We start from the raw sequence: 25,277 nt of genomic DNA on the forward strand, positions 1-25,277 counted from the left end.
CACCTGAGCTGCCGGTGCTCGCTTGGTCGGGCACCGCTGATCGGCGTCAGTGCACGATCTGAATGCGGATCTGTTCTCTCGTCGCGTAAGTGTGGCAGTCGCTCAGGGCGTCGCCGACAAAGATCACGTCACCGTCGGAATCGAACAGGCCCCAGCAGGGTTCATCGTCAACGTAGACTTCACGGACATAGCCGAACGGCTCTGCTTCAAGAAGGACGTTGGGTGCAACAGCAACAGCTTCAAGTGCTCGCATGGATGGCTCCAATGAGTCGGTTCTGTATTAGTGCAGACTCATATTGCCCTGCGAAGCTGGAGCAGGGCTATCCTGAGAAATAGGGATAGGGAACTGGGATTGACGATCCGCACCCAGGTCGGCGCGAATCGCTATCGACGTGTATTTCTGTCGTCGACACAACTTCATAGGCCGCCGCGACCTCGTTGCGTGTCGTGCGCGAAGTCCCTATCTAGAGTGGCCGTACTCATCAAAGGAATCGTCCATGGCCGATCTCAAGGCTCGTCCCCGTCCCGTTGGCTCCACTGCCGTTCTCGGCCGCACCGGTTTTCCGCATGTCACCACAGCCACCAAGGGTGAGCTCGATATCGTGACTGGCCCCTCTCAGCCCGGGTTCAATCCGCTGGACCTCCTCTATTCGTCCCTGTCCGCCTGCCTTGTCCTGAGTGCGCGCATGGCTGCAAGCCAGCTTGGTGTCCTCGACAAGATCACGCTGATCACTGCCGATGTGACCGGCGAGAAGGCCACGGAAGGGCTTTCGCGGGTGCAGAAGTTCAACATTGCCTTCTCCATTCAGGGTGAAATCGACGAGGAGACTCGTCTGAAGATCGCTCATGCGGCCGAAGACGAAATCTGCACCGTCAGCAACACGATCCGTGGCAACCCCGAGTTTTCCACCGTTATCTCCGGGTGATCGATGCTTTTTTGCCGCGACGACGCAGAAAACTGTAGGGCGCTATCGGTTTTGCCTGCGTTTGTCGCTCCTCGGCTATTCTCCCGCTGAGACATCTGCTAACCGGCTGCGAAATGCCGCCGGGTGCAACGGGAGCGGCGCGGAAAGCATCGGAAAACATGTCACAGGCCTCCAGCGTCGCCGTCCAGTCCTCGCCGTCAAACCGCTTTGCGCTTGCCGCCCTGATCTTGGGAGGGGCGGCGATCGGTGGCTCGCCCATCTTCGTGCGCCTGTCGGAAGTCGGCCCGATGGCAACGGCCTTCTGGCGCGTGGCCCTCGCGCTGATCCCGATCTTCGCGTTCTCGCTCGCCAAGCGTAAGGATGCGGGGCCAAAGCCCGAGAGGCTCTCCGACTATGGCCTTCTCATCCTGCCGGGCGTCATTCTGGCCATGGATCTCGCGGCCTGGCACTTGTCGATCACCATGACCTCCGTGGCCAATGCGACGCTGCTTGCCAATCTCGCTCCCGTCTTTGTCACCGTTATCGGCCTTCTGTTCTTTGGCGCGGCCGTTACACGCGTCTTCGTGCTTGGCCTCGCGCTCGCGCTTGCCGGCGTCGTCATCCTCAAGGGTGGACCTGCAGCGCTCGGCAACGGCGACCTCAAGGGAGACGGTGTGGCGGTGGTCGCGGCCATATTCTATGCGGGATACATTCTGGCGATCGGAAAGCTGCGCAGCCGCTTCGATACGACCCGCATCATGCTGTGGAGCACGGGCGCGGCGGCCGTCTGCGTCTTCCCGCTCGGCTTCTTCTTTGAAGATCACATGCTGCCGGCGACGGCCTATGGCTGGGCAATCGTTTTCGGGCTGGCCTTCGTCAGTCACGCCAGCGGGCAGGTGGCGATCGCCTATGCGCTTGCCTATCTGCCGGCGGCATTCTCGTCGCTCACGCTTTTGCTGCAGCCTGTCGTGGCGGCGATCCTGGCCTGGGTCGTGCTGAGCGAGCCGATCGGGCCGATGCAGGCTCTGGGCGGCATGGTGGTTCTCGCCGGGATCATGGTCGCCCGGCGAGGCTGACGGGATCAGGCGACGGCGGCCTGCTCGACCCGGCGTGCATCGAGAATGGTGAGCGCGTCGTCGACGGTCGAGGCGAGCGCTGCCTTGGCGCCATTGCATGTGCCCCAGGCCTCGATAAAGCCACTCGTCTTCCCATAGCTATTGTCGAGCACGCAGTGGTCGGCGCCGATGAGAACCGACATGATGTGCCCGTGCATGCGGTCGGTGATGACTTGCCGCGCGGAGCTCAGCAGCTCCACGCCACGATCGAAGCGCTGCTGCGCCCGCTCGCGATAGGCAAGTTCGGTCATCCGTGCCCGCCCGCCGATACGACCGGTCATCAGGCCCTTCAGGATCGCGGCGTGCTTCGTCTGCCGCTGGAAGTCAGCGGGATCGTCGGTCCAGTCGGACTTCACCGTGCCGGGACGCAGCGTTGCCGCTGTCAGATCCTGTGCACCGCCGACTTCGACGTCGTCGCGAAGGTTCAGCAGAAGTTCGTGCTGCGGCGTGCCGAGCTTTACCGGACCGATGCAGAACGCCATGTCAGGGCACATGCGGACTTCGCATTGGAACCACAGGCGCGCGAATTCGAAGCTCCGCTTGTCGCGGACGAGCAGCGTGAAGTTGCCGTGCTTTTCAATCGCGCGGGCCATGCTGTCGATGTTTTCCTGCGACCGGAACTGGATCGTCTGCGGCATCTGCACGATCGGACGGCCGCGATATTCGCTGAGCAGCCGTTCGCGGAACGGGCTGTAGTGTGGCCAGACATCGCCGAAATTGCCGCCACCGTTGATGAAGATGCGCCCGTGCCCGATCGCCGCGTTCATGCGATCGCCGTCGAAGGTCGACATTTCGCTGACATAGGATGGCCGCGTGCGATGTCGGTCGAAATAGGCGAGCGCGCCGAGCCAGATGGCGCTGTCGCCGATGTTCGTGTGGTTCGGGAAGTTGAGCAGCGCGAAGCGTTCAGAAGGATCGAAAAGGTCGGCGTGGCAGGCAGTGATCAGCCCCTGCAGGCGGTTGATCGTCGCATTGTTCGATTCAGGCACGGAAGGCTCCTTGTGTCGGTGACAAGAGGTCTGCATGGGACGCGCTCATGTGCTCTGCGCGTCGGCCTGTCGGCGGGACGGCAGCAGCGAGAGCGCGAGTGCGATGTAGGGGCGAATGGCCGAGCGGCCGAATGTCGGCAGAAAGGCACCGTAGATAATGGCGCCAAGGCCGATGCTGAGCGCCAGCGACAGCCAGCGGTTTGCAACGTGAGCGACGATGACAGGATGCGCAAACCAGACGCAGACCGCCATCAGGGCTGCACCGCAGAAGGGCACGGCAACAGCCTTAAAAGTGCTCTTCGCGTCGATGTTGGCATACTTGCTCAGAACATACTGCTGGTAAGGCATCGTCAGCCATGCGCGCAGCGTGTAGCCGGCGGCCACGGCGACGACACCGTAAGGCACGAGCAGCCAGGTGAGCACCAGCGTCGCGGCAAGCTGAAGCGCCGCGACCGAAAGGATCGATTCCGCCCGGTTGACCGCCGACAGAGCCGAAGATGCAAAGAAGTTCATCACGAACGGCACCGACATCAGAACCAGCACCGTCGCGATATCGCCGGCATTGCCCCACTTGTCGCCGAAGAGCAGCGCGATCATGTCGTTGGACAGCGCGCCAAAGCCGAGAAGCAGGGGAATCGTGCCGAGAGCAGCCGCGCCGACGATCTTGTTGTAGGCATTGCGGAAGGCCACGCGGTCATTCTGCAGCCGTGACAGTGTCACCAGGGCGACGCTTCCGATCGGTGCGAGGACGGCCTGTCCGATGAGTTCGATCAGCCTCCAGGCGATGCGATAACGGCCGACTTCGACCGGGCCGTACCAGCGCGAGATGAAGATGTCCTGGACGCGGGCGAGAAGCATCCACATCAGCTGCGTCACGACAAGGCTGATGCTGAAGAGGAATACCGAGCGAAACAGTGGAACGTTGAAGCGGAACTTCGGCACCCAGGGATACGAGACCCAGCCGAGCAGAACGGTAACGACGGCATTGACGGCCGTTTGCGCGACAAGCGCCCACACACCCCAGCCGAGCAAAGCACAGACAACAGCCGTTGCGCCGGAAAGCATGCTGGCGGCAATTGCCTGGCCTGCCAGGCTCTTGTGGCCGAACTCGCGCGCCAGGCGCGCATTGTGGATCACCGCGAGCGAGGAAACCGGCAGCAATGGTGCCAGCCAGCGCAGGATGCCCGCAACCGACGGATCGCGGACGAGGTCGCCATAGTAAGGCGCAAACACGAAGACAACGGCGGCGACGATGGCACTGAAGGCGATGGTCGCCCAGAATGCGGTGTCGGCCAGCTCCTCGTCGAGATCGAGCTGGCGCGTGATCGCGTCCCCGAGGCCGGCATAGGCAAGGACGCGACCGATCTCGACGAACAGGCTCGCCAATGCAAAAGTCCCGAAATCGCCGGGACCGAGAATGCGCGCAAGAACGACAAAGATCACGAAGGTCGCAACCGTACTCCAGGCAACGCGGATGACCGACCAGAGGACGGAGAGCGCGGTTTTCTTCTTCAGGTCGGCGTGGGCAATTGCCGTATCTGCCATTCATTGTCCAATCGAATAGGCGCGGAAAAGCGCGCATTGATCCCGTGGGAAACGGGGCCGATTAAGCGGGTCGCTGTGTCTTCTGGCCGCGCCAGTAGGCGAGCATGCCGGTGAGGTTGTCACGAAGCTGGCTGCGATAGGTCAATCCCAGCTCGTCGCTGAGCTTGCGCCGGCCCACGGCTTCAAGAACCGCTTGGCGGATATCCCAGCGCAACATGCCTCGCATGTTGGAGCGGCGATCGAAAAGATATTTGGCGTATAGCGCGCCGTTGCCGAACGCGTAGCCGCTCTGCAGCTTCTTCACGTCGCCAAGCTCGCGGCGGCCATGAAAGTGCTTCACGGCGAAATCCGGCAGATACTCGACGCGAATACCGGCGTTGAAGGCGCGATGCACATAGTCGGTGTCCTCGCCCGAACGAAATGGGGAGCCCGCACCGAACCGGGTATCGAAAAGCCCAACCTTGTCGATCAATGTACGAGGGAAGGCCATGTTCGCGCCGTGGATAAAGCCGCCGGCGTGAAGGTCGCTGGTGAGCGTCGCGGGCTCGAGTTCCGTCTTGATTGTCACCGGAAGGTCGCGCGCGTCGCCAAGCTCGATCCGGCCACCCCTCATGATCGGCCCGGTGTCCCCGGCAAAGAGGGCCGCGACCGTGCTGAAATAATCGGGAAAGAGTTCGCAGTCGTCGTCGGTGAAGGCAAGGATGCGACCCACGGCGGCTTTCATTCCGGTGTTTCGCGCGACGGCAAGGCCAGGCGTCGCCTCATAGATGAGATTGGTCTTCAACGGCGCGTTTGCGGCCCATTGGCGCACGACATCGGAGGTTCCGTCACTGGAACCATTGTCGACGAAGACCAGTTCCAGCCTCAAATAGCTTGCCTGGCGAGCAGCAGCGGAAACGGCATCCAGGCAGTTCGTCAGTCCATATGCCCGATTTCTCGATGAGATGATCAGGCTGATATCCACGGGCTGAGGAGGCATTCAATTTCCCCTTCTGCGATCGATGTTGAAGCGAGGATAGGGCGCGTATCCGGCTTCGGCAAGGCACATTTTGCGTTGCAACAAAACAGTACAGAGGGTTGAAAAACCAAAAGAATGTGGTCATTTCTTGTTTGAAGGATCTGGCAAGAAAGTTCAATGATATATGATGTGAATAAATCTCATGATTGAATTCTGTTGTGTAGCATAATGTGATCACAAAGAATGGAATCACTACTTTGAAAATAAAACTTTCGGATTGATTTTGCCGGAAAAACCGTAATTTCAATTAATCAAAGATCATAAAGTAACAAATTTCAGAATTTGTTCTTTGTTGATGGTTTGGCCGCGACGATGTTGCATGAGTTTGTCCGTTTGGCGTTTTGCTGCAAAGCAGCGCAGATCGTATTTCGCGACAGACACGCAATCGCCACCAACCGAATGGCCCGCTCACGGCTTCAATATTTGCCGATCCGCACCCAAATCGCACTGTCGTCATACTAGAATAAAGATGACGACTCGCCTCGCAGGGAGAGCGTTAAAGGAGGTTTGACGTTTCATGGATACGCTCTTGGCCGAATCACACACGGGTGTCTGCCTTGAGGACGTCGCTTCAGCCCATGCTTTCAATCGTCGCGCCCTGCCACAACGAAGAGGAAGGCCTGGCGGAATTCTGCCGTCGTGCCGTGTCAGCGGCTGATAGCGTCGCTGGCGGGGCCTTCGAGATCATCCTTGTCGATGATGGTTCGACGGACGGCACCTGGGACGTGATCGCCAGCTTGGCCAGAACGATACCTGAGATCGTGGGCGTGCGGCTTCTGCGCAACCATGGCCACCAGCTTGCGGCGACTGCCGGTCTATCCGCCTCGCGAGGCGAGCGGGTACTTCTCATCGACGCCGATCTTCAGGATCCTCCTGAATTGTTGCTGATGATGATGCCGATCATGGATCGCGGCGCGGATGTTGTTTACGCGCAGCGGACGCGGCGAGAGGGCGAGACCTGGTTCAAGCTGGCCACGGCATCGGTCTTCTATCGCCTTTTGTCGCGCCTCGCCTCGGTGACCATCCCGCGCGATACCGGGGATTTTCGCCTCATGAACCGTCGCGTGGTCGATATTCTCCTGTCCATGCCGGAGCGTGACCGGTTCATTCGCGGCATGGTCAGCTGGATTGGCGGGCGTCAGGTTGCCCTGCCTTACGAACGGGACGCGCGTTTTGCGGGTGGCAGCAAATATCCAGTGGGCAAGATGATCGGTCTCGCAATGGACGCCATCACCAGCTTTTCGACAACACCGCTTCGTATCAGCACTTGGCTAGGTATTGCCACTGCGGGCGTCGCGATGATGCTTTTTGCCTATACCCTCGTTCGCTGGGTCGCCGGAGAAACGATCGTCGGTTGGTCCAGCATCATGGCTGCGATCACGGCCTTTAGCGCCATCCAGCTGATCTGTATCGGCATCATTGGCGAATATCTGGGTCGCCTCGTCCAGGAGAGCAAGCGGCGGCCGATGTTCATGATCGAGACGATGGTACGTGGCGATGCATGTGCCGAGCTCGAGACAACCTTCGCCGACATGACGGCAAAGGAGAGGCGCGAAGCCCTGGCCGCGGCCTTCCCGGATCGGGCGTCGTCCGGGTTTGCGGCCGGCAAGCCCAGGTGATGGATCAGGTGGCGCACAAACCCGAGCCGGTCGCTAGCGACAACGCTCCTTTGGTCAGTCAGAACTCTACACCGTTCATCGTCGCCTATATCGCGTTTGTCGCGCTGCTTGTGGCGGCGTTCAAGTTTCCCCCGCTGCTCGATTACCCCAATCACTACGCGCGCATCTGGCTGCTTTCGGGAGGCATCTCGCAACAACCGTTCCCGCAGATCTACTCAATTGACTGGAACCGCACGTTCACCAACGTCGGTATCGATCTGCTGGCCTACTGGATCGGGCCGACCGTCGGCCCGTCGTTGCTTGCAAGGTCCTTGCTCTTCCTGGCAATCATATTGCCGCCGCTGGGCGCAATCGCTTTGCACCGTCGTCTGTTCGGCCACGCCTTCTACTGGCAGATCGCCATCCTCTATCTGTCGTGGTGCTCGACGATGGTCGGAGGGTTTCTCAACTTTCAGATCGGCCTCGGCCTGGCGCTGCTCCTTGCGTGCGTTGATGAACGCCTGCAGGCCGGAAATCCATTCGTGCTCTTTGCGTGGCGAATGTTCGCGTCTCTGCTGCTGACCGTCACGCACATCTTCTCGCTCGGTTTCTACATCGCGCTTGTCTGTGGGCTGGAGTTTTCCTGGAGCTTTGCAATCCTGCGCGCGGGGAGGGCTCTGGCGCGGCTTGCGGTGCGTCTCGCGGCCGTTTTCACTGCCTGTGCGCTTCCGGCCGTCGCGCTCTTCTTGAACACGTCGCATTTGCCTGGCGTCGAAGGAGCCGGGCTTCAAGCGATCTGGAACGACAGCGTCCCGGCGTTGTTCATCAACATCATATCCGCCGTCTCGACCTATGTGCCGACAGTGGATCTGAGCTTTATCACCGTCGCCACTATTGTGCTCGTTTTTGCGCGTGTCGGTGCTTCGCAGTCCGGAAAGCAGGGGATCCATGCCGGTCTTGCCATAAGCGCTTCGGGACTATTCATCCTTGCCTGTCTCTCGCCGCTCCATGCACTCGGAACGGGATGGATCAGCTGGCGCTTCCCCATCATGGCGGCGCTAGTTGCGGCAGTCATGGTGTGTCCCTTCACAGTGCTAAATCGCCGACAGGCAATGTGGCTCTTGGTAGCGTTGGGAATCGTCGTTTTTGGCAGGACGGGATGGATCGGCTTCAACTGGTGGCATAGCCAGAAGGATGTTGCAGCCATCGAGGCTGTGCTGGTGTCCGCTCCGCCGGGCTCAGCGATCATGCCGCTGAAGCGTGAGCCCGATCCGGCGCATCTGCCGCGCAACTCGCGCTATTATTTCTGGCAGGAAGACACCTTCCGGCACCTGCCGACCCTGGCCGTGCCGCTGTCGCATGCTTTCGTTCCAACGGTCTTCACGGCCATCGGCAAGCAGCCACTACGAGTATTGCCCCCGTGGTCGGAGATCGCGGTGCCTGAGGGAAATCTGCTGTCGCTCAGTGTGTTGATCTGCCCTGCCGTGATGGCGCGCGATACGACCTATACGCCCTATCTCCGGGATTGGCGAAACCGCTTCGATTTCGTCCTCGTCGTCAACGCCGACACGCCCGACAAATATATTGGAGACGTGGTGCCCGCCGGGCTGAAGCTGGTCAACGACGGCGGCTTTGCAAAACTCTATGCGATCGACAAAACTCTGCCGGTCGGCGAGCCGGTGCCCGCCGGATGTCCGGCGAGCCTCACCGGCGCTGAATAATCAGCGCTCTTCTTCCGTCAGCCACTTGCGGATCACCGGGATATCGTCGTCCCCGAGATCGTGACCGGTCGGGATCACACTCGAATCGACTGTCGCGCCGGCGCTCTTGAGCCGGGCTTCGAGGTCGCCGGCATATCTTCCGTAGGCGTCCGTCTTGCCGCTGATAACGAGCAGGTCGGTTCCGGTGAGATCGGCATGCGGAAACGTGCTCAGCACCGGCATGGAGCGCAGAAGGACGGCTTTGTGAACGAGGTTCGGGTGAAGGTAGAGAAGTGAGTTCAGGAGGTTCGCGCCGTTGGAGTAACCGACATAGACGAGCTTCTTCGGGTCCAGCCCGTACGACTTCACGGCGCCGTCGATGAAGGCGGCAAATGCTTCGGCCTCGCTCTTGATGTCCTGCTGGTCGAAGGAGAAGGGCGTAATGCGCTTGTACCAGCGCGGGATGCCTTCTTCGGTTGCGCGTCCGCGCACACCGAGCAGGGTTGCGCGCGGCGCGACCTTATGCAGGAGCGGCATGAGCGTCGTTTCGTTCCCACCCGATCCGTGCAGCAGCACCAGCACGCTGCCGTCGGGGTCCGGCGGGGTATAGAAGCGATGGACGAACGGCAGGTCGCGATAGTTGACGCGCGGCTCGCCGGGCATCGAAAACTGCGGCAGGACGACCTTGAGATCCTTGAGATCGGTGATGGCATCCTTGGGGACGAAGAGCTTTGTGCCAAGCGTCGCTGTCGGCTCGTCGACGCTCATGCCGGGTTTGTCGGTGGCAAGCTCGATCAGGGTGCCACCCGGCTCGCGAACGTAGAGCGAGCGAAAGTACTTTCGATCATGAAGGTTGGCGGCCGGTGCGTCGGTGGTCTCCAGGGCCTCGTAAACCCCTAGCAGGGCCTCGTCGTCGGCTGCCCGAAAGGCGACATGGTCGAATGTGCCCGTGCCCGGCGCGCCGGACCAGAAGCCCTTGGCGTTGCGGACATCGATGACATCCCCGGCTTCGGAGACAAGGCGGTCGATGTTGCCGCGATTTGCCTGGAAGCGATAGCCGAAGTGGCTTTCCACGAAGCTCCGGCTTTCCTCGGGCTTTTCTGTCAGCATCGTCGCGCCGCGTATCCGTTGGACGGCATGTTCGATCGGCACGCCTGCGCCGTCCCAGACAGAAGGCGATCGCAGATCCCGGGTTCCGGCGAGCTTGACGATGATATTGTCAGGGTCCTTCAAGCGCAGCACCGGTTCGCCGAACTCATCCGCGGGGCCTTCGGCGCGAACACCGAAGCTCATCGACCGCGTCAGCCAATAGCCGATGCTGGCCGGATCGATGGCGAGGGAGAGCTCGTTGACCTGGCCGTAGCCGGCTCTGCCGGGAGATCCATCCTCCCAGACCAGAAAGGTCACCAATGAGCCCGGCGTGCCTTCCTTGTCGCCGTAGAACAGATGGAGCTGCGTCGCATCCTCGAACCCGGCGGTCTGCTTGACCAGCCTCATGCCGAGGAAGCCGGCATAGAAATCGACGTTTGCCTGAACCTTCCGGGTGATGAGAGTGATGTGATGAATGCCAGATACCATCGAATGCAGCCCGGATTGAAAAGGCGAAACAAAGAGCGCCAGAATGAGAGAAAAGGTAGGGATCATGCCGTTGTCGGTGATTCTTGCCTGAATTGTCCTGCACAAAGAACTAGGGCATCACCGCGCGGCTGCAAAGTCAGACTGCTCAAACCGTCGATCGCCATTGCCAGTTGGGCCAGCGTCGGTGGCTTCACCATGTAGGCGAGCGCTCCGAGGGCCTTGGCCTGGCGCATGTCGTCCTCGTCACTCGACGTGCTGAGAATGCAGACGGGAATCGTGTTCAATTGCTGGTCGTCTGACAGCGCACGTAGCACCTCGAAGCCATCCATGATCGGCATGTTGATGTCGAGCAGCATAAGATCTATCGCCGGCGCGCCGGTAGTTGAACGTTCCGCCAGCATCCGCATGGCGTCGCGGCCGTTGGATGCGACATGAAGGTTGAAGCTCACCTTCTCGCGTCTCATCAGCTTGATCTTCAGGATCTGTACGTCTGCCGGGCTGTCGTCTACCAACAGAACCTCCGCCACTCGTGCCGTGCCGTCGGTGCCCGGCTCAGGCGATGTGGCTTCCGCTCCGGCGGTCTTCTCGTCCGACGCGATTGCAGCGGTCGGTGCAAGCGGCAGCTCGATCACAAATCTGGCGCCGCCGTCCTCGCCGTCTTCGCACCATATGGCCCCGTCGTGCAGCTGAACGATGCGCTTGCTGATCGCGAGCCCCAGCCCGGTGCCATCGACGCTCCGATCGACCAGGCGCTTGAATGGTTGGAAAATGAGGTCGCGATGTTCAGGAGCGATGCCTGGCCCGTTGTCCTCGACGACAAGGCGACAGATGCCACCGTCACGTTCAGCGGAGATCCGAACCTCGGGTACTGCGGCGTCACAATGGTGAACGGCATTCAGGATGAGATTTTGCATAAGCTGGACGAGCAATGTCGCGTCGCCCATGACCTCGGGCAGGGGGGAGCGGACAATACGCGCCTGGCGGCTGCTGATCAGTTCGCGCAGGTTGCTTTCCGCCTGCGCAAGCACGGTCTGCAAGGCCACGGGCTTTGCTTCGAACTCGCCAGAGGCCTCGAGCTTGGTGAAGCGCGAGACCTTGACGATCAGCTCCTCCATATGGTCGGCGGCATTGAGGACATAGGCCAGAAGCTCGTGATCCTCGGACCCGAGCGCTTTGGAGCCTTGCAGGAGTTTGCTGAAGGACTTGATCGTTCGCAGCGGTTCCTTGAGATCGTGTGCCATGGCACGCGTGAAAATCTCCAGGGATTGCCGCTTCTGTTCCAGCTGCGCTTCCAACTCGCCATGCATGATGGCGCTCTGGACACACCGATGCAGAGCCTCCGAAGACAGCATGTCCTTGGTAAGATAGTCGCGAGCGCCCCGCTTCATCACCTCGACCGCCACGGTCTCGCTGCCCTGACCGGTCAGCATGATGACGTTGGCCTTCGGATCGGTCGCAAGGATATCTTCGAGAACGCCGAGTCCATCGCGGCCCGGCAGGGAAAAGTCGAGAAGAATGCAGCTCGGCCGCTTTGCCGCGTTCAGAGCCAGACCATCGCTGCCGTTGTCGGCTTCGAAAACGGTGTAGCGCGCGCCGGTCGCGCGCGACAGCATGCGACGATAGACCTCCCGGTCGTCGATATTGTCGTCAATGATCAGTATCGAGCTTTCGTCGCTCACCGCGGCTATCCCTCTACCGGCAGGATGGCGATCTCGAACCAGTATTCCTTTAGGCGCTGGATGGCCGCAAACAGACCGTCGAGATCGACCGGCTTCTGCACATAGGTATTTGCCCCCAGCGCATAGCAACCTTCGATGTCGCGTTCGTCGTCCGACGTGGTGAGGATGACGACGGGGATCTTGCGCCAGTTGGCATTCGACTTGATTGCCTCAAGCGTCTTGCGCCCGTCGAGACCGGGCATGTTGAGATCGAGCAGGATAAGCCCGGGCCGGGTCGGTGTCTTCTCGAGGATATCCAGCGCTTCATGGCCGGAAGCCGCCCACTGCACCGGATTTTTCAGGTTGGCGCGCTTGAAGGCGCGAATGGTCGCCTCGAAATCGTCCTCGCTGTCCTCGACGATAAGGATCGGCTGTGTCTCACGCTGTGGCATGGTGGTCTCCGCGTTTGTGACCCAATGTAAAATAGAACGTCGTCCCCTGGCCGACTTCGGAATCAAGCCAGACGTCGCCGCGGTGTCGCGCGATGATCTTGCGAACGAATGTCAGACCGGCGCCCGTACCGTCGTCGGAATCGTCGGACTTTTCCAGCCGCTTGAAGATCCGGAAGATGTCTTCGTAAAACTCTTGCGAGATTCCCTTGCCGTTGTCGCGGACGAAAAACACGTTTCGGGTGATCTTGCCACTCTTGTCGGTGAACCGGTCGAGATGGCCGATTGTCACCAGCGGCTCGGCCTTGTCGTTGTACTTGACGCCGTTGGTGATCAGGTTCCGGTAGACCTCCGTCAGCCGCAGCGCATCGCAGGTGACTGCCGGCAAAGGTTCCTCGATCACGACGCTCGCCTTTCGTTCCTCAAGGTAGAGTTCCATCGTGGAAACCACATCCTTCACGATCGACGTGACGTCGGTGCGTTTGACCGCCAGCTGCTGTCGCCCGATCCTGGAGAAATAGAGCAGGTCATTGACCAGCTTCTCCATCCGCTGGCTGAGCCGAACGATACGGTTGAGACGCCTCACGCCATCCTCATCCAGCTGATCTTCGTAGTCTTCGAGCAGGAAGCGGGAATGATTGTGCATTCCGCGCAGCGGTTCCTTCAGATCGTGCGAAGCAATGTAGGCGAATTCGTCGAGATCGGCGTTGCTGCGTTCCAGATCGGCGGTATAGGCCTGGAGTTGACCGACCATCGTCTTCAGCTGTGCCTCATGAGCCAGTCGAAGCGTGACATCACGCAGAATGGCGACGAACGTAATGGCGGAGCCCGTCGTGAACGTGCTGACGGACAGGTCGAGATGAAACAGCGATCCGTCCTTTCGCCTGCCGGAAACCGTCCGCGTCATCTCGATGACACGCTGCTTGCGCGTGCGACCAGACCGCCGGAGATACCTGTCGTAGGCGGAATGGTAGAGCTCGGGCATGAGCATTTTGACGTTCTGGCCAAGAGCCTCCGAGGCCGTAAAGCCGAACATTGCCTCTGCTGCAGGATTAAACAGCGACATCACGCCCCGTTCGTCGGTCGCGACCATCGCATTCGGGGTGTTTTGGGTGATGGCGTCGAAGCGGGTACGCTCCGCACTCAGATTGAGGCTGTTGCGGTGGAAATGGAAGACGAAGATGGCAATGAGCCACAAGGTCACGACCGTGATGGCCCGGCTTGATGCCTCGTCCCAATAGCTGCTACCCGGATGATTGCCGGCGAGAAAGCCGAGCAGGATCAAGGCGGAGCAGGCGAAGGCAAGGGAGAACGGCGCCGTCTGGGTCCCGAACCATAGCGAGGTCAGGATGAGTGGCAGATAGAGCATGCCGTTTGCCAGGCCGAATGGCGTATAAAGGTCGACCAGCAGGCCGGCAAGGCAGATCGCGGCCGGGACCCAGATGGGCATCTGGCCCTTGCTCTCCGGCTGCAGCCACCAGGAGCGCGCGACCATGGCCAGCCCAAGGAACACGACGCCGATTGCGGTATGAACTGCCATCCCGATACCGGAGCCCCACCGGTATCCCTGCTCGGTATGCGTGACATAGCCGGCAAGAGCAGTCAGCCCGAGCCCGACCACGAGATAACCCACCAGCTCCAGCATGAATTGCGGCTTGGCATCGTCTGCTGGTGGCGCAAGCGCCAGGGATATGGTGGCGACGAAAAAGATGATGGCTGTGTTCGATGCCATGCCGCCGCCAATTCGCGCGGCAAAGGTGGGATCGACGAACAGATCGGCAAGAAAATGCTCGGTAATCTGAACGTGGCCGCCGAGGAAGGCCACTTCGATCAGCCGCACCGCCGTTATGGCGGCGGCGAGGGAAAACACGAGGAACGTCGCTGTCCGGGCTTGTGAGCTTGCCAAAGTGGAGCAGATCAGCCCGGCGCCGGACAGCGTAAAGCAACACGCCGTGGTCAGCGCCATCGCCGATGTGCCGGGCACGAACGAAAGGATGGACGCGATCTGCCAGATCCAGGCGGCCATGTCGACCAGGCCAAGCAGGAGAAGCAGGAGACCGATGATCGCGACGGTGAGGCGATACCGCTCCTGGTGCCGAGGCACAACTCCAGTTCGGCCCCCTGTCGTCTCTGACACTGCTGGTTCTCCCGTCTCGCGGGCTCATCTATTTCCGGAACTGTAAAATATTCAATACGGATCGCCGAAGATAAACGACTTTTGCAGCCTTGCCGGAGGCGCCCAGAGCCGATTTTCCTGATACGACGGAGGTTGATGGCGCAATGCCTGCAATGGTGGGCTGGGAACAGGTACGATGCCGCTAGTATTCTATGTCGATGACAGCAGGGACGACCTGTTTTATGCCGACTACATCAGCAAGAAGCAGCGGACGAACATCGACCTGCAATGCTTTCCCGATACCCGCTCTGCCCTTCGAGCACTGGAAGACCTGCAAGCTGCCGCAGGCACGCTGCCGGACGCGCTTGTGGTCGATCTCTATATGCCGCTGGACAGCGGTCTGGAGCTGATTTCGCAATTGCGGGCCGACCAGCGATTTTCCGGGATCAGACTCGGTGTCTGCACGGGGTCCGACGCCGTGGAGGACCGCGAGCGCGCCATGGCGGCTGGAGCGGATTTCTATACCGGAAAGCCCATTGATCTGGGCGCGATCGTCAACGGTGCCCAATGATTGACAGGACATCGGCGTTCTCTAATTTGAGACTGAAAGAGGTGGTTTGGAAGGGTCGAGAGAGCCGATTGACCCACGTTTGCCGCCACAAACTTAGCCAACCCCTTGGCTGTGGATGCCGTCGGCTCTCTCCGATACCAGCTGGGGTACCGCTTTCCGCATGCAAGGGGTACTGAATGCGGAAAGTTGCAAGACCAGGTAGAGATTGACCTGCGACATCGACCCCGTCTGCGATGCGCGTTTCAACTCTTCCATCGTTAGTCTCGTCGGTGCTATTAACTGTCCCGGTTTGAAACGTGTATCCCCAGATCTTGGGATGGCATGGCCAAGTATCGCGAAGATTGATCAAGGAATCGGAATGAATAGCGCGATGGCAGTTCCCTTTCATGCAGGTCCGGAGTTGGCCCGCGCAATCAACCGGACCGATTTCTTTCGTCTCCTGAAGGCTGCCGCCCATCACTACCAGTTCGAAACCTTCGCGCTTGCCCGCATTTCCGAAACCTCGCCTCCGTTCGGTGCGCGCGAGGTCGTCATCACCAATGTCGCGGAGCGGCGCCTCAGCCTGTTCGTCTTCGCGCTGGGGCGCGCGCTCGGTCTCGTCAAGGCAAAGGCTGCGCAGTTTCTCGCGACGCCGCTTAGCGGCCGGGGAACGCCCAGCGGCAATGCCGAATATCCAACCGAGCTTGTTCTCAACGAGTTCGACAGCAACGCTTTCCTGCTCGTGCCTCTCTTCACACCGGAAGGCCGGCGTTTTTGCGTGACGTTCAGCGGCGGACGTCACGAGCCGTCGCAAAGCGAGATCGCCGAAATCATGCTCGACACCATGCGGATCTTCGACCGGTTCTACGAAGAGATTCTCGCTCAGGAGATGTCCGGCCGCCTGACACAGCGCGAAGGCGAAGTCGTGAAATGGACGAGCGAGGGAAAGACCTCGGCAGAGATTGCGATCATTCTTGGGCTGTCCGAGCACACGATCAATTCCCACATCGCCGCCGCTGCGCGCAAACTCGACGCCGTGAACCGCGTGCACATGGTGGCGATCGCATTGCGCATGGGGCTTGTTTCGTGACTGATGAGGATAGAATGGCAGTGGACGCCGGCAGAAAAAATGTCGTCAAGGTTCTCTTCGTCGACGACGAATTCATCGAATTTCGATCCCTGAAGAAAACGGTCGCGGACCTGAGCGAGCCGCAGGTCGATATGGATTATGCGCAGTCGATCACCGACGCGTTGTCGAAGCTTGCCGACACGAGGTTCGACCTGATCCTGCTCGACAACCGCCTCCTGCCGAACGCGGATTTTCGTGAAACCGTGCCGAAGCTCCGCGGCAGCGGATACACGGGTCCGATCGGCGTCGTCTCGATGGACGTGTCGGACGAGTATTTCCAGCAGTTCCAGGACTACGGCGTGGATTTTCGGATCGGCAAGGACGAGATCGACGCGGATACCGTGCAATACATCATTCGCGAATATGTCGACTATCGGGTGCCTGACATCTGGAAGGACGACTACAACAGGTGAGGTCGCATCATGATGCCGGGAGCACGATGGTGAACCGGCTCCCGTCGTCGCCCGAGCGGTCGAGATGGATGCTGCCCCCGAGCGCGGCCAGAAGGTCGCGCGCTGCGGTCAGGCCGAGCCCCACGCCGGTTCGATTGTCTGCCTGCGGTGTTTTCCAGAAGGCGTCGAAGATGCTTACCTGATAGCCGGGCTCGATCCCGGGGCCATCGTCGGTGACATGGATTTTCCAGGCGCCGGCATCTTGCTCGGCCTCGATCGTCACGTGGCGAACCGGGCTCTGGTTGTGCACCAGCGCGTTCGACATGACGTTCCGCAGCACCAGTCCGACGATCGTGGCATCGGTTCGGATCGTCGGCAGCGCATCTGCTTTGAGCGTCGCGCTATATCCCTCGGCTTCGGCGCGGAGTTCGGCCCAGATGTCCCGGACAGTCGCGTCTAGGTCGACGTCGGTGATGGTTATCGCGGGCGAACCGGCGGCAAAGCCCATCAATGTCTTGGTCAGTCGCTGGGCTGTCTGCGCTTTATCGCGAATGGTCTTCAGACTCTGGAGGTGCTCGCCGTCGATCGTCTCGCCGAGATCTTCCAGCAGCATCTCCGCATACATTGAAATGTGGCGCAGGGGCGATTGCAGATCGTGGGACGCGATGGCGAGGAAGCGTCTAATACGCGCTTCGTCCGCACCGTGTTCTGCCGGCAATTCGGATGACATGCTGTAGAATCTCCAACCCCAAGGCGGCGGAGAATAGAAAGCGGGCGCCGGCTCTGCAACCGGCGCCCGTATTAATTTCGTTTCGTCAACTTCCTATCAGCTGGCCGACTTGCGGGGCTCGCTGGCCTCGGGAGCAAGGATCTCCTGCTTGGCGTCGGAAGGTGCTGCCGCCTTGGCGTGGCGGCGGCGCCAGTCGCCGAGGAAGAGCAGGATCGGTGCTGCGATGAAGATCGACGACGCACCGGCGACGAGGATGCCGAATACCATCGGGATCGCGAAGCTCGAGACCGCGCTGCCGCCCCAGATTGCCATCGGCAACAGGGCGAGGAACGCCGTCGCGTTGGTATAGAGGCTTCGTGCCAGCGTCTCGTTGATCGACCGGTCGATGATCTCGCGCAGCGGCATCGACTTGTAGAGGCGCATGTTTTCACGCATGCGGTCATAGACGACGACCTTGTCGTTCACCGAGTAGCCGACCAGCGTCAGGATCGCAGCGATCGCCGTGAGGTTGAAGTCCAGTCCGGTCAACGCGAAGAAGCCGATAGCCTTGGTGACGTCGAGGATCAGCGTGACGATCGCGCCGACGGCGAACGGCCATTCGAAGCGTGCCCAGATGTAGGCAAGCATCGCCAAGCTTGCGATGACGACCGACAGGATGCCGGCCCAGGCAAGCTCACCACTGACCTTCGGGCCGATGACATCGGTGCCGGTCACGGTTGCCGATGGATCGATCTTGATGATCTCCGCCTTCAGCTTTTCAACTGCCGCCGTCTGGGCTTCTTCTCCACCTTCCTGGCGCTGCGCACGCACCGCCATGGTGTTGTTGTCGCCGTAGGACTGCAGGGAGACTTCACCGAGACCAAGGCTGTTCAGGCCTTCACGGAAGTGGCCGAGATCGGCGGCCTCCTGGGTCTTTACCGACATCTGGATACCACCACGGAAGTCAACGCCGTAGTTGAGGCCCGGATGGATGAAGAGAATGACGGAGGCGATCGACAGAAGCGCGGAAACCGTCACACCGAAGAAGCGAGCCTTCATGAACTGGATGTGGCGGCCGTAAGGGTTGAACATCATCGGGATCAGCGGCTTGATGTTCAGGACCTTGAGTTTACGACGACGGGTGATCTCGATCATCGTGACGCGGACGAAGGCAACCGATGTGAACATCGAGATGATCAGGCCGAGCGCCATGGTGACCGCGAAGCCGCGAACCGGGCCGGTGCCGAACCAGAACAGGATCGCAGCTGCGATCAGCGCCGTCATGTTGCCGTCGATAATCGTCGAATAGGCGCGGCGGAAGCCGGTGTCGATGGCGGCAAAGGCGCTCTTGCCCTTTCGCGTTTCTTCGCGGATGCGCTCGTTGATGAGAACGTTCGCGTCAACCGCAAGGCCGATACCGAGAACGACACCCGCGATACCTGGCAGCGTCAGCGTTGCGCCGACGAGCGTAAGCGCCGAGAAGGTCAGGATCGTGTGGATGAGCAGCGCGAAGTTCGCGAGGAAGCCCCAGGTGCCGTACAGGATGAAGATGAAGGCCGCGACGAGCACGAAGCCGACGAGACCCGAATAGATACCCATGCGGATCGCGTCTGCGCCGAGGTCGGCGCCAACGGTACGCTCTTCGATGACGGTCAGCTTGGCGGGCAGGGCGCCGGCGCGCAGCATGGCGGCAAGCGTCGTTGCACTATCAGCCGAGAAGCTGCCGGAGATCTGGCCGGAGCCACCGGTGATCGGTTCGCGGATAACAGGGGCGCTCAGCACCTTGTCGTCGAGAACGATGGCAAACGGGTTGCCGACGTTCTGGCGGGTGATGTCGGCGAAGCGGGTTGCACCGGCGCTGTCGAAGCGGAAGCTGACGACAGGCTCATGCGTGTTCGGGTCGAAGCTGACGCGGGCATCCGAGAGGCGGTCGCCCGAGATCTCGACGCGATCGAGAACCGGATAGCTGTTGCCCTGCTCGTCCTTGAGCATCGTCACGCCCGGTCCCGGCTGGTTGTTCGGAGCGAGCATGTGGAAGGACATCTTCGCGGTCGAACCGAGAAGCTGGCGAAGGCGCGACGGATCCTGTGCGCCCGGAAGCTGCACGAGAACGCGGTTGCCACCGATACGCTGGATCGTCGGTTCTGCAACGCCAACCTGGTCGACGCGCTGACGGATGACTTCAAGGCTCTGCTGAACGGCGGAGTCGACGTTGGCGGCGATACCGGCTGGCGAGAACGCGACGAGAATATTGCCGCCATTGGTCGTCACCGAGAGATCGGACTGGCCGGCGCTGAGGCCGGTGGCGATCGCATTGCCGAGGGTCTTGAGCTGCGTGACAGCTTCGTCGCTCTGGGCCGGATCGGTCAGGGTCACGACGATCTGGTTCTGGTTGCGGACGACAGACTTCGTCTGGATGTTCTTTTCACGAAGCACGCGGCGAGCATCCTGAAGGAGCGACTGCAGGCGCTCGCGGGTCAGGTCCGCTTCATCGACTTCGAGAACAAGGTGCGAGCCGCCACGCAGGTCGAGACCAAGCGAGACCTGGCTGTGCGGCAGCCACGAGGGCAGACGGTCGAGGGTGGATTGCGGCAGTGCATTCGGCAAAGCAATCAGAATGCCGAGGAGAATGATCACCGTATAGGTGAACACCAGCCATGGTGAATTGCGCATATTGTTGTTTATCCTTGATAACGCTTGTGCCGGCACTTTTCGCGCAGGCGGCGTGTCTTAAAAGCAATGGAGAGCGCATAAGGCGCGCTTTGTCAGGCCGCCGCTACAGGTGGTCCGTGCGAGTCGTAGGACTTGGCGTCGCGCGCATGCAGCGCTGCCTGGAAAGGCGCGGCCAGTGGCAGGCTGCCACTCCGCGCAAGCTCAAGGGGAGGGAGGGCAACAAAGGCCGCATCGCCGGAATCGTAAGCCGACGACTTCGACGCGATCTTGCGATCAGCCGTCAGGATTCCGCGCACAGCGTCGCGCGCGCTCATCTGCTGCGGCTGGTTGTCCTTGCTGGAGGACGAAAATGCGTTCGGTCCGCGGGTGGGGCCGATGACGAAGTTGCCGCCGAAGAGCAGGCCGAGATAGGCGAAGATCGCAACGGCAAGAGAAACGGCAACACGACCGGTCATGCGGCGCGCGGCGAGCCTCATCTCGTAATCGTCATGATTTTCGATCTCGAACCGGCTCAACGGCGCAAAATTCTCTCGTTCTTTTTCTGGAGAAGGCGTTTCCTCGCGCCGGATTGTACCAGCCTCGGCCTCGACTTCATAGGGTGCACTGTCATGATGCACTTGGGACAGGCGGTCAAGCGCGCCCGTCGCGATTTCCCGCTCGCCCATGGAAAACGGGCCCGGTGTCGGGGTGCATCCGCATCCGAACGGGTCGAAACGAAGCGATATGCCAGCTATCCGCCGGACTTAAGGCAGCTTGGTGGCACCTTGTAGGCGTAAATGGTCTTGCCGCGATAATAGCCGTCGCTCGGCTGCCAGGATTTGACAGTCACAGGCTCGGTCACGCATTTGAACGGGCGCGTTGTCACGAGCAAGACATCCTCGGCAACGTCATCGGGCATTTCAAATGTCTGTTCGTAGTAATTGTCGGGAGCCCCTGCCTGCGGTCGCGTGTAGATGCGCAGCGGCTGGTCGCGCAGCGTGTGGAACATGTCGGCAAGCATGTCGCGGCTGTCGCTGACGATGATCGTCGTGCCGGATTGGCGTGCAAGGTCACCAGCCTCGCGGCTGATCTCGCTGCGCCCCAGGTAGCGTTTCATCACTTCCGCCCCATTGGGCAGCACGAGTTGATGAGCGAACACGGTCGCCAGCGGGAAAAGAATGCTGACGACGCCGTTGATGCCGAGCGAGATCCGCAATCCCTTTGGCCATTCGCGATTGAGCAGCCAGACTGCGAGGATTGTTCCGGCGACATAGGCCGTGACGGCCCAATTGGCGTAGGCCTTGGCGATCAGCGCCTGGAACGTGATAAGAAGCACGACCGGCACCGAAAGCCAGATCAACTGCTTCTCGAATGCGCTGCTCTTGCCCTTGAGGCTCCGGTACACCGCCCAGAGGATGGCAAAGAACACGATCGGGCCGACGACGCCGAACTGCGCCAGGAAGAATTCCACGCCGCCCCGGAAATCGATCGCCATCGTGCTCCAATGCGCGATACTGGTCGTGTGCTTTACCGTCGTGGCGTCATGCGTGACGTTCCACCACAGGTTCGGAGACGCCACGACGATGGCGGCAGCTGCCGAGATGAAGAAGTCTCGCCAGCCGATGCGCGCCGACGGCAGCAGCAAAAGCGCCACCAAGCCACCCGGGACCACGAAGAGAATGGCGTATTTCGAAAGGAAGGCGCAGCCGAAGGCGACGCCCATCGCAAGCGCCAGCGCGACCGAGCGTTGCCTGGTCAGGCCAAAATAGGCAAACAGCGCAACAGCAAGGAAGAACAGCAGCACGACGTCGGTCGAGAAGAATACCGAAGACAGCGCAACGCCGGGCAGCGTGATGTAGGTTACGGCGGTCCAGCCTTCGACTTCCGGGCCGACGAACCGCTTTGCGATCTTCATCAGCACCAGCGCCGTTGCCATGTGGATCAGCGGGCCACAGAGACGGATCCAGAAAATCGCGGACGATCCCGCCATTTCGGTCATCGCACGAATGACCCAGGCGATCATCGGCGGTTTTGAGTAATAGCCGAAGTCGAAATTCTGAGACCAGAGCCAGTATTGCGCTTCATCGACGAACAGATCGGTGGTGTCGAAGTGAAGCATCACGATGCGCCACAGGGTAAAACCGAAGACGATGAACAGACCTGTTCGCGCGGACATATTCTGGAATTCCGTTAAGCTGAGCGGGTCTTCATGAGGCTTTGCCACAGCTGCGACCGAAAGGGAGGCACTGTTGCTACAACTCTTTTATGACCGAAATTCAAAGGACGCGAAGGGACATGGCGCCGCGGGCGGCCTCGATACGATCGAGAAGAGTAACTGCCGCAAGCACTGCAACGGCAAGCAGGCAGGAGCCCAGTCCAAGAACAATCATTGCCCAATCCTTTTGACGTCATGTCGCGATTTGGCGGGGATATAGCACAAAGCTTGCTGCGAACTTGTAGCAGCCGTGCAACGCAAGCCCAGTAATTCATAGATGGTTATTCGCGTTGTCCCGAAAGCGCGTATTCATAAAATGTGCATTAACCTTCACGCAAGGAATTAACCATAAACATTGCACTACACGTCGGAATGGGAAGAGTAGCTCGTCCCCACCAGGCATGAAGCCGAACCGCCGTACCGGGTCGATCCGGTATCAATCTCTCAAGCAGCTTTGCACGAATGCACTGATCGGGAGGCTTCAGCCGCCGGCGATTGCCGGTTTTGCTGTCGCCCCGCAGCAAGTCTGTCGTGCAGACAAGAATTTCAGCCGGGCAGCCGCCCGGACCGTGGTTGGGGACAGGCGTTGGGGCAGGAATTGCCATCGGATCAGGCTCGAGGGGCACAGGCAGGCAGCCTGCGCGACCGCCTGCGCTTTGCCGGCCTTGATGCCGACCAGTGCGAGATGGTGCGACGCCACCGGCCAGAGCTCCAGGAACACCTGACGTCCGGCCTTCGCGATCTCTTCCAGCGCTTCCAGTCGTTCCCAGATGCCGCCCGCAACTTCGAGAGCGAACGGCAGGTCGAGCGCCTGCATGATCTGCAGGCATCCCATTGGGATGTCTTGACGGATGCGCGCTTCGACAGCTTGTACGCCGAGCGCGTCAAGGTGCTATCGGATTCCGAAAGCAAGATGGGCCTCGACCCGCGCTGGCACGTTGCCGGCCACGGTGTCGTACTCGAGCATGTCATTGCCGGCCTCGCGAGCGAGCTCGCAGGCCGACCATTCCTGCCGAGCGCCAAACGCCGCTCTCGCGAAATCGCCGAGCTGATGACGGCGATCATCCGATTGGTCATGGTGGATGTCGAGATTGCGGTATCGCTGCGCTTCAATGCGTTGCGCGCCTCGCAGCAGCGTCAGCTCGCCGACCAGCGCAGCAGCGACAAGGCTGAGGTCGCCCGTATGTTTGCCGACGTCATCCGTGGTCTTGCCGCGCGCGATCTGACCGTTCGTGCCGCGGTCGGGCAGGAGAGCGCACATCGCGGCATCGGCGAAGCCCTGAACGGCGCTCTTGACGTTCTTCAGTCCGAATTCGTTGCCATCGGCGAACGCACGGCAACGGCGGAAACCTTTGTCCAGACGCTGGGCGAGGAAAACCGCCGGTTTGCAGGCAACGCCTCCGAGCAGGCCGAACAGTTGCTGCATTCCGCCACCGCTCTCGCTGATCTCTCCGAGCGTGTCCGCCTCGGGGCAGCCGGAAGCCGTGCCGCCGAGCAGACCGCCGCCGCCACCCGTGCCGCCGCCGAGCAAAGCGGCGAAGTGGTTGGCCGTGCGATCACGGCGATGGCCGACATCGAAAAGTCCGCCGAACGCATCGGACAGATCATTGGCGCGATCGATGAGATCGCTTTCCAGACGAACCTGCTTGCCCTCAACGCCGGTATCGAGGCGGCACGTGCCGGCGATTCCGGTCGTGGCTTCGCCGTCGTCGCGCAGGAAGTCCGCGCGCTTGCTCAGCGCTCGGCCGACGCCGCGCGTGAAATCAAGACATTGGTGAGCACGACCAAATCGCAGGTGGACGCCGGCGTTCAGATGGTCGGTCGCACCCAGGATTCGATCGGCAGCATCGTCCGCCAGGTTACCGAAATCAACGCCGCCATCGCCACGGTCGCAAGCCAGGCAGGCGAGCACGCGATGGGTCTCGATGCCGTGACCGCCGACGTGAAAGGGCTGGGCGCGCAGGTCGCCGGGAGCGCGACAGCCGCCATGCAGTCCGCTGCGGGTGCAGATCATCTGCACACCGTCATCGTCGAACTCGGCCAGACCATCAGGGAATTTCGCATTGCCCGCCGGAACGCCGAAGAAGACCGCCGGCCGGCGCCAGCTTTTGCGGCATCCTACTCCATTCAAGCCGCGCCCGCGCAGGCACCTGTCGATGAAGACGAGAGCGATTTCGGCTTCGGTCAGCCTCTGGCGAGCCTCGGAGGTGGGCGGAATGTTTACTAACCGCATGAGATATGACGGCGGCTCACATTCGCTGGGCGCAAACGAGGGAACAAGGAAAAGCTGATGGCAGCAAAGAAAACCGGGAAGGCGCTGAGTTTGGCAGCCGCACTCGATCTGAACGAGGCGACCGCTCTGCGCGACAAGCTTCTGGGGATGCGGGGCAACGACGTTTCGATCGATGCCTCCGCTGTGGAACGGGTCGGCGCGCTCAGCGCACAGGTTCTGATGGCTGCCGCCAAGACCTGGGACCAGGACAAATTGGCGTTCACCTTCACCAAGGTTTCGGACGCGTTTCAGAAAACCATGCAGTTGATTGGTGTCGACATCCACCATCTGCTCGCCAAGGAGATCCGGCAATGAAGAAGAAAGTGCTTACCGTGGATGACTCACGGACGATTCGGAACATGCTTCTCGTGACCCTCAACAATGCGGGCTTCGAGACGATCCAGGCGGAAGACGGCATCGAAGGCCTTGAGGTTCTGGAAGAATCCAACCCCGACGTCATCGTCACCGACATCAACATGCCACGTCTCGACGGCTTCGGCTTCATTGAAGGTGTTCGCCGCAACGACAAGTATCGTGCGATCCCGATCCTGGTCCTGACGACTGAAAGCGACGCGGAAAAGAAGAACCGCGCACGCCAGGCCGGCGCAACCGGCTGGATCGTCAAGCCTTTCGACCCTGCCAAGCTGATCGATGCCATTGAGCGCGTAACCGCTTAACCCCAGGATT

22 protein-coding genes are annotated in these 25,277 nt (G+C 60.6%); 10 read left to right on the forward strand and 12 right to left on the reverse strand.

Annotated elements, in window-relative coordinates:
* Window positions 1-46: 46 nt before the first annotated feature.
* Window positions 47-253, reverse strand: a complete 207-nt coding sequence (locus A6U87_RS01455) for a hypothetical protein (RefSeq protein WP_065689457.1) — start codon at window positions 251-253, stop codon at window positions 47-49.
* Window positions 254-497: 244 nt separating this feature from the next.
* Here A6U87_RS01455 and A6U87_RS01460 point away from each other — a divergent pair, with 244 nt between their 5' ends.
* Both A6U87_RS01460 and A6U87_RS01465 read left to right on the forward strand, forming a co-directional pair.
* Window positions 498-926, forward strand: a complete 429-nt coding sequence (locus tag A6U87_RS01460; protein WP_065689458.1) for an OsmC family protein — start codon at window positions 498-500, stop codon at window positions 924-926.
* 158 nt (window positions 927-1,084) lie between these two features.
* Window positions 1,085-1,981 carry a DMT family transporter gene (locus tag A6U87_RS01465; RefSeq protein ID WP_065689459.1) on the forward strand — a complete coding sequence of 299 codons (897 nt, stop codon included), beginning with the start codon at window positions 1,085-1,087 and terminating at the stop codon, window positions 1,979-1,981.
* Between the two features lie 5 nt (window positions 1,982-1,986).
* Here the strand turns inward: A6U87_RS01465 and A6U87_RS01470 are convergent, their stop codons facing one another.
* From A6U87_RS01470 to A6U87_RS01480, 3 genes are all read right to left on the reverse strand, one after another.
* Window positions 1,987-3,009 carry a polysaccharide pyruvyl transferase family protein gene (locus A6U87_RS01470; RefSeq protein ID WP_244499407.1) on the reverse strand — a complete coding sequence of 341 codons (1,023 nt, stop codon included), beginning with the start codon at window positions 3,007-3,009 and terminating at the stop codon, window positions 1,987-1,989.
* 45 nt (window positions 3,010-3,054) lie between these two features.
* On the reverse strand, window positions 3,055-4,554 hold the full coding sequence (locus A6U87_RS01475) for a lipopolysaccharide biosynthesis protein (protein WP_065689461.1): 1,500 nt from the start codon (window positions 4,552-4,554) through the stop codon (window positions 3,055-3,057).
* 61 nt (window positions 4,555-4,615) lie between these two features.
* The gene (locus A6U87_RS01480; RefSeq protein WP_065689462.1) at window positions 4,616-5,533 is read right to left on the reverse strand and encodes a glycosyltransferase family 2 protein; all 918 of its coding nucleotides are present in this window, start codon (window positions 5,531-5,533) and stop codon (window positions 4,616-4,618) included.
* A gap of 617 nt (window positions 5,534-6,150) precedes the next feature.
* On the opposite strand from A6U87_RS01480, the gene A6U87_RS01485 reads away from it, so the two are divergent.
* Window positions 6,151-7,191, forward strand: a complete 1,041-nt coding sequence (locus A6U87_RS01485) for a glycosyltransferase family 2 protein (RefSeq protein ID WP_065689463.1) — start codon at window positions 6,151-6,153, stop codon at window positions 7,189-7,191.
* A complete protein-coding gene (locus A6U87_RS01490) occupies window positions 7,191-8,891 on the forward strand; it encodes a hypothetical protein (RefSeq protein ID WP_065689464.1) in 1,701 nt (566 codons plus the stop codon). The genes A6U87_RS01485 and A6U87_RS01490 overlap by 1 nt, the downstream gene beginning before the upstream one ends.
* Here the strand turns inward: A6U87_RS01490 and A6U87_RS01495 are convergent, their stop codons facing one another.
* The 4 genes from A6U87_RS01495 to A6U87_RS01510 form a co-directional block, all read right to left on the reverse strand.
* Window positions 8,892-10,448 (reverse strand): VOC family protein, encoded by a 1,557-nt coding sequence (locus A6U87_RS01495; protein ID WP_065690207.1) that lies wholly within the window; start codon window positions 10,446-10,448, stop codon window positions 8,892-8,894.
* 62 nt (window positions 10,449-10,510) lie between these two features.
* Window positions 10,511-12,127, reverse strand: coding sequence for a response regulator (locus A6U87_RS01500; RefSeq protein WP_065689465.1), 1,617 nt, complete (start codon window positions 12,125-12,127; stop codon window positions 10,511-10,513).
* A gap of 5 nt (window positions 12,128-12,132) precedes the next feature.
* Complete coding sequence (locus A6U87_RS01505; protein ID WP_065689466.1) at window positions 12,133-12,558, reverse strand: response regulator; 426 nt, start codon at window positions 12,556-12,558, stop codon at window positions 12,133-12,135.
* On the reverse strand, window positions 12,545-14,581 hold the full coding sequence (locus tag A6U87_RS01510) for a PAS domain S-box protein (RefSeq protein WP_083199271.1): 2,037 nt from the start codon (window positions 14,579-14,581) through the stop codon (window positions 12,545-12,547). The genes A6U87_RS01505 and A6U87_RS01510 overlap by 14 nt, the downstream gene beginning before the upstream one ends.
* 286 nt (window positions 14,582-14,867) lie before the next feature.
* Between A6U87_RS01510 and A6U87_RS01515 the strand changes: the two genes are divergently transcribed.
* From A6U87_RS01515 to A6U87_RS01525, 3 genes are all read left to right on the forward strand, one after another.
* Window positions 14,868-15,242 carry a response regulator gene (locus A6U87_RS01515; protein WP_065689468.1) on the forward strand — a complete coding sequence of 125 codons (375 nt, stop codon included), beginning with the start codon at window positions 14,868-14,870 and terminating at the stop codon, window positions 15,240-15,242.
* Window positions 15,243-15,600: 358 nt separating this feature from the next.
* On the forward strand, window positions 15,601-16,311 hold the full coding sequence (locus A6U87_RS01520; protein WP_065690208.1) for a response regulator transcription factor: 711 nt from the start codon (window positions 15,601-15,603) through the stop codon (window positions 16,309-16,311).
* Between the two features lie 14 nt (window positions 16,312-16,325).
* Window positions 16,326-16,763 carry a response regulator gene (locus tag A6U87_RS01525; protein WP_065689469.1) on the forward strand — a complete coding sequence of 146 codons (438 nt, stop codon included), beginning with the start codon at window positions 16,326-16,328 and terminating at the stop codon, window positions 16,761-16,763.
* Between the two features lie 7 nt (window positions 16,764-16,770).
* Here A6U87_RS01525 and A6U87_RS01530 read toward each other — a convergent pair whose 3' ends face one another.
* From A6U87_RS01530 to A6U87_RS01545, 4 genes are all read right to left on the reverse strand, one after another.
* Complete coding sequence (locus A6U87_RS01530) at window positions 16,771-17,472, reverse strand: ATP-binding protein (RefSeq protein WP_065689470.1); 702 nt, start codon at window positions 17,470-17,472, stop codon at window positions 16,771-16,773.
* Window positions 17,473-17,568: 96 nt separating this feature from the next.
* Window positions 17,569-20,124 carry a protein translocase subunit SecD gene (gene secD, locus A6U87_RS01535; RefSeq protein WP_065689471.1) on the reverse strand — a complete coding sequence of 852 codons (2,556 nt, stop codon included), beginning with the start codon at window positions 20,122-20,124 and terminating at the stop codon, window positions 17,569-17,571.
* A 92-nt stretch (window positions 20,125-20,216) separates the two neighbouring features.
* Window positions 20,217-20,600: a hypothetical protein gene (locus A6U87_RS01540; RefSeq protein ID WP_065690209.1), complete on the reverse strand. Its 384-nt coding sequence runs from the start codon at window positions 20,598-20,600 to the stop codon at window positions 20,217-20,219.
* A 254-nt stretch (window positions 20,601-20,854) separates the two neighbouring features.
* The gene (locus tag A6U87_RS01545; protein ID WP_065689472.1) at window positions 20,855-22,279 is read right to left on the reverse strand and encodes a glycosyltransferase family 39 protein; all 1,425 of its coding nucleotides are present in this window, start codon (window positions 22,277-22,279) and stop codon (window positions 20,855-20,857) included.
* Between the two features lie 625 nt (window positions 22,280-22,904).
* On the opposite strand from A6U87_RS01545, the gene A6U87_RS01550 reads away from it, so the two are divergent.
* From A6U87_RS01550 to cheY1, 3 genes are all read left to right on the forward strand, one after another.
* Window positions 22,905-24,545 (forward strand): globin-coupled sensor protein, encoded by a 1,641-nt coding sequence (locus A6U87_RS01550; protein ID WP_198928649.1) that lies wholly within the window; start codon window positions 22,905-22,907, stop codon window positions 24,543-24,545.
* 63 nt (window positions 24,546-24,608) lie between these two features.
* The gene (locus A6U87_RS01555) at window positions 24,609-24,905 is read left to right on the forward strand and encodes an STAS domain-containing protein (RefSeq protein ID WP_065689474.1); all 297 of its coding nucleotides are present in this window, start codon (window positions 24,609-24,611) and stop codon (window positions 24,903-24,905) included.
* Window positions 24,902-25,267: a chemotaxis response regulator CheY1 gene (gene cheY1 / locus A6U87_RS01560; RefSeq protein ID WP_065689475.1), complete on the forward strand. Its 366-nt coding sequence runs from the start codon at window positions 24,902-24,904 to the stop codon at window positions 25,265-25,267. Before A6U87_RS01555 ends, cheY1 begins: the two co-directional genes overlap by 4 nt.
* Window positions 25,268-25,277 lie beyond the last annotated feature (10 nt).

The sequence above is a fragment of the Rhizobium sp. AC44/96 genome (genome assembly GCF_001692185.1).
GTDB lineage: Bacteria > Pseudomonadota > Alphaproteobacteria > Rhizobiales > Rhizobiaceae > Rhizobium.

Excerpts from the sequence above, each read along its gene's own strand:
- A6U87_RS01540 (WP_065690209.1), bottom strand. The coding sequence starts at position 20,600 with ATGAGGCTCGCCGCGCGCCGCATGACCGGTCGTGTTGCCGTTTCTCTT.
- cheY1 (WP_065689475.1), top strand. The coding sequence starts at position 24,902 with ATGAAGAAGAAAGTGCTTACCGTGGATGACTCACGGACGATTCGGAAC.
- secD (WP_065689471.1), bottom strand. The coding sequence starts at position 20,124 with ATGCGCAATTCACCATGGCTGGTGTTCACCTATACGGTGATCATTCTC.
- A6U87_RS01455 (WP_065689457.1), bottom strand. The coding sequence starts at position 253 with ATGCGAGCACTTGAAGCTGTTGCTGTTGCACCCAACGTCCTTCTTGAA.
- A6U87_RS01505 (WP_065689466.1), bottom strand. The coding sequence starts at position 12,558 with ATGCCACAGCGTGAGACACAGCCGATCCTTATCGTCGAGGACAGCGAG.
- A6U87_RS01460 (WP_065689458.1), top strand. The coding sequence starts at position 498 with ATGGCCGATCTCAAGGCTCGTCCCCGTCCCGTTGGCTCCACTGCCGTT.
- A6U87_RS01475 (WP_065689461.1), bottom strand. The coding sequence starts at position 4,554 with ATGGCAGATACGGCAATTGCCCACGCCGACCTGAAGAAGAAAACCGCG.
- A6U87_RS01480 (WP_065689462.1), bottom strand. The coding sequence starts at position 5,533 with ATGCCTCCTCAGCCCGTGGATATCAGCCTGATCATCTCATCGAGAAAT.
- A6U87_RS01495 (WP_065690207.1), bottom strand. The coding sequence starts at position 10,448 with ATGGTATCTGGCATTCATCACATCACTCTCATCACCCGGAAGGTTCAG.
- A6U87_RS01520 (WP_065690208.1), top strand. The coding sequence starts at position 15,601 with ATGAATAGCGCGATGGCAGTTCCCTTTCATGCAGGTCCGGAGTTGGCC.
- A6U87_RS01515 (WP_065689468.1), top strand. The coding sequence starts at position 14,868 with ATGCCGCTAGTATTCTATGTCGATGACAGCAGGGACGACCTGTTTTAT.
- A6U87_RS01545 (WP_065689472.1), bottom strand. The coding sequence starts at position 22,279 with ATGTCCGCGCGAACAGGTCTGTTCATCGTCTTCGGTTTTACCCTGTGG.
- A6U87_RS01525 (WP_065689469.1), top strand. The coding sequence starts at position 16,326 with ATGGCAGTGGACGCCGGCAGAAAAAATGTCGTCAAGGTTCTCTTCGTC.
- A6U87_RS01465 (WP_065689459.1), top strand. The coding sequence starts at position 1,085 with ATGTCACAGGCCTCCAGCGTCGCCGTCCAGTCCTCGCCGTCAAACCGC.
- A6U87_RS01485 (WP_065689463.1), top strand. The coding sequence starts at position 6,151 with ATGCTTTCAATCGTCGCGCCCTGCCACAACGAAGAGGAAGGCCTGGCG.
- A6U87_RS01555 (WP_065689474.1), top strand. The coding sequence starts at position 24,609 with ATGGCAGCAAAGAAAACCGGGAAGGCGCTGAGTTTGGCAGCCGCACTC.
- A6U87_RS01530 (WP_065689470.1), bottom strand. The coding sequence starts at position 17,472 with ATGTCATCCGAATTGCCGGCAGAACACGGTGCGGACGAAGCGCGTATT.
- A6U87_RS01490 (WP_065689464.1), top strand. The coding sequence starts at position 7,191 with ATGGATCAGGTGGCGCACAAACCCGAGCCGGTCGCTAGCGACAACGCT.
- A6U87_RS01510 (WP_083199271.1), bottom strand. The coding sequence starts at position 14,581 with ATGGCCGCCTGGATCTGGCAGATCGCGTCCATCCTTTCGTTCGTGCCC.